The sequence below is a fragment of the Enterococcus sp. M-BR2 genome (assembly GCF_056612775.1).
The window spans coordinates 2,449,570-2,463,824 of sequence record NZ_CM152743.1 but is presented as its reverse complement, the minus strand read 5'-3'; the positions used below and the strand labels follow the sequence as shown (position 1 = coordinate 2,463,824).

Genomic DNA, 14,255 nt, shown 5'->3' with positions numbered 1-14,255 from the left:
AAAAATGATTTTTCGCAGGTGTCTGTTTATGTTGCATCATGAGAGCAGTGGATTCGATGATATGCCATCTATTTAGTACGCAACGCAAATCAGCTTTTTCATAACTTCTTTTTTATCGCGTGATACAATGGCGCTAGTTCTTTGAGTGCCTCAGCAGTTTTCTCTTCGATGTTTGTGTATTCATTTGGAGAAAAAAACAGTTTGCCAAGTTGGAAGGTTCGATCGCCCATTGTTTCTCGCAGCTCTTCTTGCTTGCTCTTATCTGATAAATAAACGGATAAAGGCAAATGATCTTCCAGCTCATTTTCAGGCTGAGGCCAGATATAATAATCTTCAATCGCTACCTGGGTACTCCATTCCTGCAGTAAAGATAGCAATTGATTGTATCCTTCAACGCTTCCTTCTCTCGTGTCACTTTTATAGTGCTGATACATCAAATAGATTTGGTATTGTTTTTGATTCAACAAAACTGCTAGACAGGCATTCTCGTTTTGCCGATCTTCACTTCGATAAGCACTCCAAAAATGACTGCGTAAATTCCAGCCATTCGTCCAGCTTTCGATTTTAGGTTTGCTCATGCCATATGTATCAGGCAAAAGTGCAGCTGTCTGGAGCTGGATCTCTTTCCATTTTTGCCAGTGTGCTTTGTATTCTTGTTTGATTAGTTCGACTTCATCTGGTGTATGTATTTCTTTGAGTTGTTTGAATGCATAATTGTCTCTGTCAAATAACTGATAGTCTTCTTTCATTAAATCCATTTTGTTCCCTCTTTTCTTTTTTATTTTAACTATGTTATTTAAAAGAAACAACTGTAAAAAAGCTGAATCGAAAAAGCAACTGATTGCTTTTCGAGTTCAGCCTCTGTTTCCATTTACAGGAATGGTCATGAAGTTTTGATCACATTGAGTAGTGACGTAAATAAAATGGCACTGGAAGCAGCTCCCGGGTCGATATGTCCGATTGCACGCTCTCCTAGATAGGAAGCTCGTCCTTTTTTAGCTACCAAGTCTTTGGTGTGTTCTTTTGCCTGGTCAATAATTTCTTTTGTTAGATTCCCTGCTTTCAACGCCTCTGTAACTGGTAGCCAAACATCTAACATCGTTTTATCGTCAGCTTCTGCCTTTCCTCGGCTTTGAATACCCGCTGTTCCCTGCTCGATCACTTCTCCTAATTTTTCTTGAGAATCAATAGAATCGACCCCTTTTGTCGCTTTCATCATGTTCATGAATGCAGATCCGTATAACGGACCAGAAGCCCCACCGACTTTCGATATCATCGCCATAGAGAATACTTTGAATGTATCACTAATTGTTCCAGGATGATCGGTTTGAAAAGCTTCTTCATAAGCTGAAGCCCCTCTTCCCATATTATTTCCGTGGTCTCCATCGCCAATCGGGGTATCTAGATCACTGAGATATTGTTTGTTCTGATTGATTGCCTCTGCAAATTGTGAGAGCCATTCTTGGATTTCTTGAACGGTTAGTTTCATATTATCACCCTTTTATCTTGAGATTGTCTTACCATGAAATCGTCTGTACATTGCTTTCTAAAGAATCTTTCCATTGTGTCTCCGTCAAGTCGATCAGCGTAAGAGAAAGGCCTTGCATATCTAGTGAGGTCATAAAATTACCGACTTTTCGGAAAACTACATTGACGCCTCTTTCTTCCAGCAGAGCTAAAACATCATTCATGAATACGAACTGTTCCATCAAAGGCGTCCCGCCCATTCCGTTGACGAATACACCTGCTTCTTTTGGCAAATTCGAGTAATCATCTAAAATCTTAGTAACAAGTTCCTTTGCCAGTACTTTAGAAGGCTGCATCTTTTCTCGACGATAGCCTGGCTCACCGTGGATACCAACACCGTACTCGATTTCATCTTCTCCTAGTTCGAATCCTGGTTTCCCTACTTCTGGTACAGTTGCTGCTCGAAGCGCTACACCGATTGTTTTAGTTGCCTGTACGACCTTTTCTCCCAATTCTTTCAACTCTGCTAGGGAAGCACCGTTTCTTGCTGCATCGCCCACGATTTTGTGTACAAGGACAGTACCTGCGACTCCGCGTTTTCCAGCAGTATACGTACTATTTTCAACGGCGATATCATCATCTACGATTACACTTTCTACTTCAATATCGTCCATAGCAGCTAGTTCCTTTGCCATATCGAAGTTCAATACATCCCCTGTATAATTCTTAATGATTAGTAAAACTCCTTTGCCACTATCCGCTTCCTTGATAGCCGTTTGAATCTGATCTGGAGTTGGAGAAGTAAATACATCACCGAGCACCGCTGCACTTAACATTCCTTCCCCTACAAACCCGGCATGGGATGGTTCATGTCCGCTTCCTCCACCAGAAACCAAACCAACTTGTTCCGATTTCTGATTCTTGGCTACAACACGGGAAGATTCTACACGATAAACAAGTTCTGGATAGCTTTTTACTAATCCTTCCAGCATTTCTTCGACAATATTGCTTGGATCATTCATGATTTTTTTCAATTTATTCCCATCCTTTCTTTCCGGCATTTTGTGCTTCTGTTAAGATTTGCTGAGTATCATCCGTTATACCGGCAGTGATGGCTGCTGCAAAAGCTCCTTCCACTAAAGGCGCATCCACCAGATGATAACGTTGCTGCTGTTCTTCTTCCAACATGTCTTTTGCCAGTTCCGAATTCAATACCGCGCTGCCGATATCCGCAAAAACAAAATAACTAGCTGCATCACTTGATTCATTGACAGCTTCTACGATTTTCATCGGGTCTGATCCGATCTCGCCATTTATTCCGCCGAGAGAAAAGATCTGCACCTCTTGGGATTTTTGCATCTGCTCAATCATTTCTTTAATACCATCTGTTACTTTTTGACTATGAGAAATAAGCAAAATACTCTTTTTCACAAGAATCTTCCTTTCTTTTACATAGTTGCTAACGATTGATTTCGCTTTCATTAATGAACAATTCAAGTATATAATAAATTCCTAATTTTGGGAAAATATGTGTTGCGCATCTTGAACTTTGTTATACTTTCGTTAAAGAGAGGAGTGATCGAATGATTACAACAACCACGAATAGTGTGGAAGGAAAAACCGTAGTAGCTTATAAAGGAATCGTTTTTGGTGAAGTTATTACTGGGATCAATGTATTGAAAGATTTTGGGGCTGGTTTGCGAAACGTCTTTGGCGGCCGTTCAAAAAGTTATGAAAATGAACTAATGGGCGCAAGAGAAGAAGCACTTGCGGAAATGGCCGAACGTGCAAAAGCATTAGGAGCTGATGCAATCATTGGCGTAAAAATGGACTACGAAGTATTAGGTAGCGACAATGGTATGCTGATGGTCACATGTAGTGGAACAGCTGTCTCCACAAGATAAGTAGGAATAGCTGTCTTAATAAATAAAAAGAGATGGGACATGTAGTGGGACCCAAGAGTTAGATTTTTCAGTCTAACTTCGAGGTTCACTACCTTCCCATTCTCTCTTTTTTATTTCTTTTTGCGAATGATTCCGTAAGCTGCTGCAACTAGCACACCTGTGCCTACGAAGGAGTAATTGACAGAAGCTGTTTTTTCATTTGTTTTTGGTAAAGTCTGACTTGTTGATTCGGATGGCTCTGTCGTTTGATGAACTGTTTCTGTCGTGGTTCCAGAGGCCACTGATTTTTCTCCTGCCGAATGCAAAATATCTTTTATTCGTTGGAAACTAGCTGCTAAGTCTGCTTTTTTTGCTTCAAAATCATTAGCAACTGTTTGTGCTTCGCTGATCTTTCCATGGATCGCTTGACTGGCCGCTGTGATATCCGCTTGAGTTTGACTTAGCTTTCCAGAAGCTGTTTGAGCAACCTGATCTAATTGTTGATTGAATTCTTTTGCTTGTTGGATCTTCCCGTCAAGATCTGTTTGGACAGCTTCCGCTTTTGCTTTCGCTTCAGCAAGCTTTTTCTCAAGTTGTGCACGGTCATTTCCCGCTTTATTTTTAAGATCAGCTAAATCTTGATCGATTGCTGCTTGGTCTTCTTTCAATTTGTTTTTTGCAGCTTCTAATGCTTCTTCGAGTTCTTTTCTTTTATTTTCCAAGTCTTGCAAATGATCGATTTGGTCAGAAGAGGTAGAACTATTCGTTGATGTATCTTCTGAAGACGAAATCGTTTCTCCTGAGTTATCTGTCGGTACATTGGAAGTCATTTCTGTTTCTGAGGTTCCGTTTTCAGCATCAGAAGAGCTTATAGTTGTTGAAGGCTCTGTTTGAGCAGGTTCAGAAGTTTCTGCAAAAGCTGTTTGTCCGAAGAAGAAAATACCGAAAACAGCAATCGGCCAGATCAACGGCTTCATTCTTTTTTTCATCACTTTCCCATCCTTACTACTTTTTAACTAATTTCTTATTATAAGCAAAAATGTCTGGAAGAACCATAAACACAACAGGCTGTTTGTCTAAAAAACGGTGCATCTTTTATTTTTTTGTACGTTCCGGACTTTTCCATGTCCCGCTTCCATAACCTAAAATCGTTTTGACCGCTGGAATGAAAGTCGTCACGATCGTTATCGCGTTCACTATCCAGAACAAAAGCATATATAGGGGTGCGAAAAGAAGGTATTTCAATTTTCTTCGTCGATCATCTACAATCAGCGAAGCTAACAACTGGAAAAATCCTGCGACCATTTCAAAGCAGATGAACACAAAACTGAATGTAAAAGTGACATAGATCTGTTCATAGTTTCCTTGGTACACATAATGCCCAATCAATCCAATAAAAAGAATCACGGAAATACAAAAGAATATTGACCAGACAATACTCAATGTTTGATCAATGAAGATGATCGTTCTTCCGATATGTTCAAAAGGATGGAGCATCACTTTTTTGAAATTCGTCAGCCAGACTTCTGTTCCACCTTTTGCCCAACGTTTTCTTTGTCGATATAGCATCTTCAACGTCACAGGTACTTCCATGAAAAAGATGATTCCAGGAGCAAAAACAGATACCCAATCATTCAACTGATGATCCCAAGCAATACTGATGTCTTCTGTCGCTCGATCTTGTCTGAATCCGCCCACATCGATCAAGGCTTCTTTTCGATACATCGTATTTGCCCCACTGTACGCATAAAGGCCACCGAAAACAGCTGACTGTGTTCGTTTGATAATACCAACGATACTTGAGAATTCAACCGTTTGCGATTTTGCAATCAACTTTGTACGATTTTGGACATCCATATTTGCAGTGACCGCAGCAATATGTCTTGCACCAGGGCGAATAAAATAATTCACATACCTCTTCAGTGCATCTGGCTCCGGTACCGTATCTGCATCATTGCTTAAAATCAATTTCCCTTTTGCAAAGGCAAGTCCGATATTAAACGCATGGGCTTTTCCTTTATTTTTTTCGATCCGAACCACACGAAGATTAGCGTATTTTTTCATCAGTCTGGCTAATATTTCTGGTGTTTGGTCCGTTGAACCATCATCTGTCACTAATACTTCATAGTTGTGATAATTCAATTTCGTCATCAAATACTCGATCGTATCTTCGATCACAATCTCTTCATTATGGGCTGGTACCATGATCGTAATGAACGGTTCGACACCTGATGGAACATCTACCCATTCTTTTTGTTTGTGTTTGTATAAAAAAACATAACACCAGACACCAATAAACCATGCAAATCCGCCTAAAATCGGGTAAGAAACGAGAAAAAAATACATGATAGACAAACAAGTATCTAGGAATTGATTACCTGTATGAGTGATTGAGGTCATTTCAGTTCCACCCCATTTTCTTTATACAAATCTGCAATGAGTGTCGTATCTAGATTTTTCTCTTCGGAGACAGAATAAAAACGGACCGTTTCTCTCTCTTACTTTGTTCCAAAACGTTCCGTATACATTTCTTCAAGTAATTCTTGTCTTTTTTTCAATTCTTCATCTTCATATTCAAAAGACTTATTTACTTTTCTATACAAATTTCGATTGTTCCATCTAGTCAACACAAATGAGATAATCAGGAAGCTGAAAAAGATCAATGCAAAAAAGCCGATGAAGAAATACAGCATTTTCTTTTCCAATAAAAAAGCGTACAAGTAAAAATCTTTGGCTCTTTCTGGTCTCGTCAATGGAAAAAACACCTATATAAAAGGAAGAACAACGATCATCCAACCGAAAAGAGCCACTAGCGTTTGCCAAATTTTCAACCAATAATTACCTTTCGAAAAATACTTATCTTTCACCAAAATCGATGCAACTTCTTCTCTTGTTACTTTTTTCATATCCTCACCTCACATTTTTTGTTACGACGTAGGAGTTTACCATACTTTTCATTTCTTTTCACATAAAGTGTTCCTAAATTTTTCCTAAGAAAAAGAACAAAACATTTCTCATCGGCAAATGAAAAATATTTTGTTCTTTTTATCAGTTGTTCTTTTTATTTTTTTATCTCTTAATTATGTTTCTCTTTCCAATACGACAATGCTTTTCATTCCTCTAGATATCGCCGTGTACATTTGTCTGCGTCTTCTTTGCTCATCTCTATTGTTTTCAAATGGATACAAGATTACATGATCAAATTCTAGTCCTTTTGCTAGACTCAAAGGAATGATCTGGCAGTTTTCTAATCCATATGAACTTTTTTTAATCGATTCTTGTAGCGTTTGGGTTTCCTCTTCTGTTTGGGTGATAATTGCCGCTTTTTCTCCATTTAGAAAAGCCAAAATCTCAGCTAGTATTTCCAACAATTCTTCAGAGGATTGAAAAGAGCGGTATTCGGGTTCTTTTCCTTGCGGTCGGATCGATACGATGTCGATCTTCTCTTGATCCACAGCATAGGTTTTGAAAAGCTCTGTGATTGCTCCGCTAGAACGGTAACTATTTCTAAGATCATATCGATGGATCGGCAGATGGTAGTCATCGAAACAACGCATAATATCAGCAAAAGTAGTGGAAGAATTAAAGATTGCTTGATTCTCGTCACCTACTAAAGTAAAGTGAGTTTTTGGAAATAATTCAATCAATAGACCTAATTGTGCCAGGGTATAATCTTGGACTTCATCAATCAATAAATAGCGAAACGCTGGTACATTTACCTTTTCAACAAGCAAATGATGAATAGCTAATAAAATGACTGCTTCATCAACAGTACGTGTGTGTTGCCAAACATAAGCTGAGCCATATCGTTTTTCATAAATTCTTTCAAACAATCGATGCTCATCCACCCACGCCATTTCTTCGATTTGTCTGGTTATTTTTCGATAGTTTTTTTGTAAAAGTTTCCTTGCATAAGTTGCGATACTTTGTTCCGAATCATCAGAAATCAATTCACCGAATAATTTCAACTGCCTATCTTCTGTCAACGAGAGTACCTGATTCTGCACTGCAGGACTTTTTGCTTGTTTCAAAAGATGGTTCTTCCATTCGCTCATCAGTGCCTTTTTCGTTGCTTGAAGCCTATCGATCAATTTAGGATGAGCAGGAACTTTCTCATATATTTTTTCGATCGTTTTTTTAGAAAGAACTGTTTTTCCATTTTTAGTAAGTCCACGGATAAAATCAGGATGATCTAGAAACAAAGGATCTGATCGTTTTAGATCATCGATATACTCTTTACTACGCAAATGTTCTGCTTGCTCTGATACATTTTCTTTCGTGATACGTTTGAAATAAGCTTCTTCACCTTCTATTTTCTCTGCTGAAAGCTGTGAAACCAGCTGCAAGATGGTTAGATTCAGTGGATTTCTTTCGCCTAATGATGGTAGGACATTCGAGATATAGTCGATGAACCGATGATTAGGCGATAGAATCAGCAAGTCATCAGATGTCATCGTATCTCGATATAAATAGAGCAGATACGCAATACGCTGCATGATAGCAGAGGTTTTACCACTTCCTGCTACGCCATTTACCAAGATATTTTGACTTTTCACATCCCGAATGATTGTGTTTTGTTCCGATTGGATCGTAGCAGTGATAGCCTTCATTTCATTGGTTTCATCTTGACCTAACACTTCTAATAACACATCGTCTTGGATAGCTACAGACGTATCAAAAAACTTGACCAAACGATCTCTTTCCAAAATAAATTGTCGTCTTTCTTTGATAACCGTATCGATTTTATTTTGACGAACCGTATAAGAAGACGGACCAATCACGTTATTGTAAAAAAGTTCGGCAATTGGTGAACGCCAATCATAAACAAGATTTTCATCTACATCATCTGTGAAATTTGCTGTACCGATATAAAAGGATTCTTTTGGCTCATTATCCAGAAAGTCTACAATGACTTTTCCAAAATAGGGACTTTTCAATAAACGTTCGATCTTTGCCAGCTGATTTTCTGCGTTTTTCTGTTTGATATTCATCTGATCGATTTCTCTATTTTTCATTTCAATCATCGAAAAAGTATCCAGGTTATCTAAGTAACTGTCAAAATTCAATCGAAGCTCGCCAGCCATTTCTTTCAGCGACTGGTTTCCTTCTATTTTTGCCGTATCCATCGATTCACGCAGTTCGTTTCTTTTATCGATTAGCTTTTGATACACATTCTTCAGATATGCTTCTTCTAACTGCTTTTGTGTGTTGACCATACACATTCTCCTCTTTTTTTAAAGTGGTGGAACCGATTAGTTTACCTCTTTTAAGAGTCGAATGCAAGCTTTTTAACGAGTATCATTTGTTAGGATATATCAGTTCTTCAGGTCGGACAGTTTGATATAAAGAAAATGCTCCATCAAGGTTTTTTACGTGGTAGCCAGACTGCTTCAAGATTCTTTCTGCTAGATAGCTACGTAAGCCGCTATGACAGCTGACGATATATTCTTGTTGACTGTCTAATTCATTTAATCGGTCCCGAAGTTCATTCAAAGGGATATGTTTGGCTTCCTTGAATTTGCCTTTTTCCAATTCTTCTGCTGTTCGCACATCTAATAAAATTTTTCCTTTGGCTAATTCTGTTGGCAATTCATGCCATTGTACGGTTTCACTAAGCCCTTCTGCAATGTTCATTGCTGCATATCCTAGCATGTTTACTGGATCTTTGGCTGAGCCAAATGGCGGTGCATACGTCAATTCTAACTCCGGCAAATCGAAGATCGTCAAATGCCCTTTGATTGCTGTTGCTAAAATATCGATCCGTTTATCCACACCTTTTGCCCCAACACCTTGTGCACCATAAATCTCGCCAGTCTCTGGATGGAAGATCAACTTCAGTAAAATATCTGTTGCTTCTGGATAATAGCTTGCATGATCTTTTCCTGACACATGAACGACTTCAAAAGACAGCTCGTTTTCTTTGGCTGTTCTTTCACTTAATCCGGTGGATGCGGCGGTCATTCCAAATGTTCGTATAATTGCTGTTCCAATACTGCCTTGATTTCTTCGAGAAATTCCGGAAATCGTGTCTGCAACTTGTCTACCTTGACGATTGGCTGGTGAAGCAAGAGAAATAAGTGCATCTTTTCCAGTGATTAGCTGTTTTACAACGATAGCATCCCCCACCGCATAAATATCAGGAATATTCGTTTGATATCGTTCGTCTACTAGGATACCCCCGCGTATACCTAATTCGATTCCAGCGGTCACTGCTAACTGGTTATCAGGACGAACACCAATGGATAAAATAACTAAATCAGCAGGGATGGTACGCCCGTCATCCAGTCGCAATCGTTTCCCGTGGTCTTCAAATCTAGCGACAGCATGAGAAGTAATCACTTCTACTCCTTGATGAGACAATTCTTTTTCTATAAAAGCTGCCATTTCTTCATCCAGTGTCGGAAGAATATGCGGCGCTTGTTCGATCACCATGACTTCTAAACCTCTTTTTTTTAGGTTTTCTGCCATTTCCAATCCGATGAATCCTGCACCAACGATCACGGCACGGTTTGGCTGTTTTTCTAACGCATGCATCACTTTATCGATGTCTGGTACATTTCTAATAGAAAAAACATTGTCGGCTTCTGTTATCCCTGGAATTGACGGAACAACTGGTTTTGCGCCAGGAGATAAAACCAATACATCGTACTGTTCCAGGTGTTTTTGACCTCCATGTACGACTTCTACTGTTTTGTTTTCAGGAAAGATAGCTGTCACTTCATGGTTTGGACGCACATCTAAACAAAAACGAGCAGCTAATGATTCTGGCGTTTGGACCAGAAGATTTTCCCGGTCACTGATTTCACCCGAAAGATAATAAGGCAAGCCGCAATTTGCAAAAGAAACATACGGTCCTTTTTCAAAAACAATGATTTCTGCATCTTCCATTAAACGGCGAAGCCGTGTAGCAGCAGACATCCCACCCGCTACACCTCCGACAATAACGATTTTCATCTTATTTCCCTCCTACTGTTCGATCAAACCATTGATTCATACCGCCACGTACATTCACCACATCATAACCAGATTTCTTTAATTCTTTTGCTGCTTGTTTACTCCTCATCCCTGATTGACAAATCACATAAACGGTCTTTTCTTTGTCTCCATCATATCTGTTTATGCCTTGTAATGGAATATTTTTAGCTCCTTTTATATGCCCACCCCGGTATTCTACAGGTGTTCTAACATCAAGTAATACTGGCTTTTCTAAAAGCTTTTCCTTTAATTCTGGGACTGTTATCGATTTTATGGGTTGAAATAACAAACTCATTTTCTGCACCTCATTTATATTTTATAAATACCTTATGGGGTATATTAAACAAGAGCTTTCTTATTCTGTCAACCAGAATGACTCTTCATTTTTTTACTGCTTTTTATATTTGCATAAAATACCGATTAGGGGTATTATCGAGTTATAAAAATGGAGGAGAATGTGCTATGGAGATTGAGAATAAAAATATCCTGAACCGTTTGAAACGTACAGAGGGACAAATTCGTGGTATCCAAAAAATGATCGAAGATGAAAAAGAATGTATGGATGTCATCACTCAATTAAGCGCTGTTCGTTCTAGCATTGATCGCGTAATGGGAATGATCGTTGCAGATAATCTGAAAAATTGCTTTGAAAATCCTGATAGTAATCCAGAAGAACAAGCAGCTAAATTAGAGCAAGCAATCAAGATGATTATTAAAAAGTAAAGGAATGATTTCAATGAAAGTCGTTTTCCATATTGATGAATTAGAAAAATGGTCAGAAACAGGGAAAAACGTAAAAAACCTGATAAAAGCTTCTCCTGAAACGACGATCGTCGTTTCCGTCAACGGCATCGCGATTACCGGTTATCTAGACTCTGCCAATGCAGAATTCTTAAATTTGAAAGAAGTCGTTTTTCACGCTTGTGCGAATGCTATGCGTGCTAATCATGTTTCAGAAAGTTCTTTACCTGAACAAGTAATCGTTGTACCAGCAGGTGTACTTGATTTAGTTGAACTGCAATCCCAAGGTTATGCTTATATCAAGCCCTAGTCAGTAGAGGTTGTGATCCTACCATTTAACTCCGAGTTACAAGAAATAATATTAAAAACAACTTTTCATGTTTTTGGTTTGGTTGGCTTATTATCGAGAAGTAGCTATTGGAAGTCTATTTATCAAAAAAAGGAGTGCGACATAGGTCACACCCCTTCTTTATTTTCTTTGAAACATCTTTCGGTACTCGACAGCATACAAGATAAAAGATTGTAAAAGACCGTAAGTGATGACGGCAAAAATGACTCTCACCCACAGCGTTGGTAATTCTGGGAAAAGCAACAAAAGGATCATGCCAACATAGATGACAGCAGTCGCTACTTTGCCATACCACTTCGCACCACTTAATTTGATATTTTTAGATAGCCCGATTAATCCAGCTACAAACATAAAGCCTTCTTTTATCAAGAATAGACCAAACAATAGCCAAAGCCACGGTCGATACCATGCCATAGACAAAATCAGGAAAAGTTGTGTCAATTTATCTGCAAACGGATCAAGTACCTTCCCTAAGTCTGTTACCTGATTATATCTCCGAGCAATGACCCCATCTAAATAATCAGACAATCCTGAGACAACAATTATCGTGCCTGCTACATAAAACGACTGTCTCAGCACAAAATAAAGATAAATCGGCAGCAAGAGAATACGGAATATCGATAAAAGATTCGGAATCGTTTGGATTTCTTTACGCCAGTTTGTGCTTATTTTCATTTGACCGACCCACCTCCTCAGCACTCTTTTTTATTTTAGCTTACATAGAGAATAAAACCAATGATTTTACTGCTGTTATTTTTTTGCAATCACTGATCATATGAGTTGGTCTGAAATAATCACTTGCTTTTTTCATCTTTTGCTCTTCTTTCTTCCTGTCGTTTACGCATTTCTTTTACTAACGCTTTATGGGCTTTTTTTGATCCTCGCTCTAGGTCACGCTGCTGTTTCCGTGTTTTAAAATCGATAAACAGACTGTCTAAATCGTAACCTGTCGGGTACAGATTTTCTGCTGAACGCACCAGACGAACACGCTGACGAGGCACACGGATCATTTCTTTTTCTAAATATACGGCAATCGTATCTTCACCTATATCCTCATAAACTAATGCTTCTTTTTGGTATTCATTCACAAATATTCGATCGCCTTTTGCAAAGAGCTGGCATTCTTTTTTATTGTCCTTCCTAGTTATAACTGCTGTCTTAGGAGGAAATTCTTTTTTCTGTGTCCGATAGGCTTTTTCCTCCAGGTAACGCTCTGCTTGCTGGATCAATTTCATAGACATAGCCATTTTATGTGCAATCCATAAAGCTTGGCTTTCTCCTGTTTCTCCAACACGCAATTGATATTTAGGACGAAGTGCTTCCCGATCGAAAGCCATAGCAGCCGGCACAAAATCTTCATGATCCCTGGCAAATTTCTTAATTTCTCCATAATGGGTCGTGGCAATGATCAATGCCCCCTGCTCATACATAGATTCCATGATTGCAATCGCTAATGCAGCCCCTTCATTTGGCTCTGTTCCACTGCCAATCTCATCCAGAAGTACCAATGTATTCCTTTTTATCTTTTTCAAAATAGCAGCGATGTTTTGCATATGACCAGAAAATGTGCTCAACGCATTTTCTAAATTTTGGTGGTCACCGACATCGACGAAAACCTCATCAAAGACAGCAAGCTCTGTCCCTTCTTTTGCCGGAACTTGCATGCCGAACATCGCCATCAAAGTCAATAAACCGACCGTCTTCAACACGACTGTTTTACCGCCGGCATTTGCTCCAGTGATAATCAAGCCTCGATAGTCTTTACCGATTTCAATATCCAATGGTACCGCATGATCAGGTAAAAATGGATGTCTGCCTTGTTTGATGACGATATGTTCTGATTTATTGATTTTAGGCGTGATCCCATTGATTTCTCGACTGAATTTTGCCCGAGCAAAAATGATATCTAATACCGTCATCGTTTCGATCAATAAATCGATTGCTTCTTCATTTTCTGCAATAGCACCAGTCAATGCAGCCAGAACTTGATATTCTTCACTGATTTCTTCAGCTTTTAACAATTGATAGTGTTCATTCAGTTTAGAAACCACAGTCGGTTCAATAAAAACCGTCGTTCCTTTGTTCGATTCATCGATGATCGTCCCATCTACTTTATTTTTATAGCTGACTTTGATAGGAATCGTATAATATTCACCTTTTTGAACGATCATTGCTTCTTGGATCATTTCTTTGTTTTTCGGATGACGTAAGAATTTCAGCAATTTTGACTGGATTTCTTTTTCGATTATTTGTAATTGTTTGCGTACTTTACGCAGATTACGTGAAGCATCGTCACTGACTTTATTATTTTTTATTTTTTGGTCAATCAACTCTTCTACATTTATCAAATCAGGAAGATGCTTGCTATAAGCAAACAACAAAGGTGCCTGGTATTGATTCTTATCAAAAAACTTTGTAATCATCCGACTGCTTCTTAGAAAATCCGCATATTCGATCAAATCAGCGGGCGACAGAACCAACCCTTTTTTGACTTGTTCTGTCAGTGTATCGATCCTCGGCAATCCCATAAATGGAACATGCTGACTACTTTCTAAGATCAAGCGTGCTTCTCTTGTTTCTTCTTGACGATCTAAGACGGTTTGTAGGTTTGTCGAGGCCGTCATATTGTTGATTCGTTTTTTGCTATAGTTTCCGATTGCTCTTGCTTGGATTTCCTTTTTGATCCGATCAAATTGTAATTGACTAATCATTTCGTTGTTCATACTCTCTCCTTTTCTTGAAGAGATACCTGTCCCAAAATAAATAAGGGCCTAGAGATAAATAAAAGGATAGAACACAGCTTAAAAAAGTCATGTCCTATCCTCATTAGAATACAAAGA

At 38.7% G+C, this 14,255-nt stretch carries 14 protein-coding genes and 1 pseudogene; 3 read left to right on the top strand and 12 right to left on the bottom strand.

All coding sequences use genetic code 11. The features are described from left to right. Positions 1-98 precede the first annotated feature (98 nt). The 4 genes from AC1F25_RS11965 to dhaM all read right to left on the bottom strand — a co-directional run bounded on the left by AC1F25_RS11965 (position 99) and on the right by dhaM (position 2,898). Entirely contained in the window at positions 99-758 is a 660-nt protein-coding gene (locus tag AC1F25_RS11965; RefSeq protein ID WP_087064084.1) for an HI_0552 family protein, read from the bottom strand. A gap of 125 nt (positions 759-883) precedes the next feature. Then, the gene (gene dhaL / locus AC1F25_RS11960) at positions 884-1,489 is read right to left on the bottom strand and encodes a dihydroxyacetone kinase subunit DhaL (protein WP_147606899.1); all 606 of its coding nucleotides are present in this window, start codon (positions 1,487-1,489) and stop codon (positions 884-886) included. Positions 1,490-1,517: 28 nt separating this feature from the next. Next, complete coding sequence (dhaK, locus tag AC1F25_RS11955; RefSeq protein ID WP_479994135.1) at positions 1,518-2,528, bottom strand: dihydroxyacetone kinase subunit DhaK; 1,011 nt, start codon at positions 2,526-2,528, stop codon at positions 1,518-1,520. Beyond that, positions 2,503-2,898, bottom strand: a complete 396-nt coding sequence (gene dhaM, locus AC1F25_RS11950; protein WP_002310703.1) for a dihydroxyacetone kinase phosphoryl donor subunit DhaM — start codon at positions 2,896-2,898, stop codon at positions 2,503-2,505. The genes dhaK and dhaM overlap by 26 nt, the downstream gene beginning before the upstream one ends. Positions 2,899-3,050: 152 nt before the next feature. On the opposite strand from dhaM, the gene AC1F25_RS11945 reads away from it, so the two are divergent. Beyond that, positions 3,051-3,371 carry a putative heavy metal-binding protein gene (locus tag AC1F25_RS11945; protein WP_002292575.1) on the top strand — a complete coding sequence of 107 codons (321 nt, stop codon included), beginning with the start codon at positions 3,051-3,053 and terminating at the stop codon, positions 3,369-3,371. Positions 3,372-3,481: 110 nt separating this feature from the next. Here AC1F25_RS11945 and AC1F25_RS11940 read toward each other — a convergent pair whose 3' ends face one another. The 6 genes and pseudogenes from AC1F25_RS11940 to AC1F25_RS11915 all read right to left on the bottom strand — a co-directional run bounded on the left by AC1F25_RS11940 (position 3,482) and on the right by AC1F25_RS11915 (position 10,620). Continuing rightward, a complete protein-coding gene (locus AC1F25_RS11940) occupies positions 3,482-4,339 on the bottom strand; it encodes an LPXTG cell wall anchor domain-containing protein (protein ID WP_147606897.1) in 858 nt (285 codons plus the stop codon). 106 nt (positions 4,340-4,445) lie between these two features. Next, on the bottom strand, positions 4,446-5,750 hold the full coding sequence (locus tag AC1F25_RS11935) for a glycosyltransferase family 2 protein (protein WP_002348305.1): 1,305 nt from the start codon (positions 5,748-5,750) through the stop codon (positions 4,446-4,448). Continuing rightward, positions 5,747-6,256 (bottom strand): annotated as a pseudogene (locus tag AC1F25_RS11930) (hypothetical protein). The gene AC1F25_RS11935 and the pseudogene AC1F25_RS11930 overlap by 4 nt, the downstream one beginning before the upstream one ends. Positions 6,257-6,430: 174 nt before the next feature. Further along, complete coding sequence (locus AC1F25_RS11925) at positions 6,431-8,566, bottom strand: HelD family protein (protein WP_479994134.1); 2,136 nt, start codon at positions 8,564-8,566, stop codon at positions 6,431-6,433. 82 nt (positions 8,567-8,648) lie between these two features. Next, positions 8,649-10,304, bottom strand: coding sequence for an FAD-dependent oxidoreductase (locus AC1F25_RS11920; RefSeq protein ID WP_002310698.1), 1,656 nt, complete (start codon positions 10,302-10,304; stop codon positions 8,649-8,651). Between the two features lies 1 nt (position 10,305). After that, positions 10,306-10,620 carry a rhodanese-like domain-containing protein gene (locus AC1F25_RS11915; protein ID WP_002316644.1) on the bottom strand — a complete coding sequence of 105 codons (315 nt, stop codon included), beginning with the start codon at positions 10,618-10,620 and terminating at the stop codon, positions 10,306-10,308. 167 nt (positions 10,621-10,787) lie between these two features. On the opposite strand from AC1F25_RS11915, the gene AC1F25_RS11910 reads away from it, so the two are divergent. Then, positions 10,788-11,048 carry a metal-sensitive transcriptional regulator gene (locus AC1F25_RS11910; protein WP_002292566.1) on the top strand — a complete coding sequence of 87 codons (261 nt, stop codon included), beginning with the start codon at positions 10,788-10,790 and terminating at the stop codon, positions 11,046-11,048. Positions 11,049-11,061: 13 nt separating this feature from the next. Then, the gene (locus AC1F25_RS11905; protein ID WP_002330734.1) at positions 11,062-11,376 is read left to right on the top strand and encodes a DsrE family protein; all 315 of its coding nucleotides are present in this window, start codon (positions 11,062-11,064) and stop codon (positions 11,374-11,376) included. Between the two features lie 159 nt (positions 11,377-11,535). Here the strand turns inward: AC1F25_RS11905 and AC1F25_RS11900 are convergent, their stop codons facing one another. Further along, a complete protein-coding gene (locus tag AC1F25_RS11900; protein WP_002310692.1) occupies positions 11,536-12,090 on the bottom strand; it encodes a CDP-alcohol phosphatidyltransferase family protein in 555 nt (184 codons plus the stop codon). A gap of 119 nt (positions 12,091-12,209) precedes the next feature. Continuing rightward, the gene (locus AC1F25_RS11895; protein WP_087064089.1) at positions 12,210-14,138 is read right to left on the bottom strand and encodes an endonuclease MutS2; all 1,929 of its coding nucleotides are present in this window, start codon (positions 14,136-14,138) and stop codon (positions 12,210-12,212) included. Positions 14,139-14,255 lie beyond the last annotated feature (117 nt).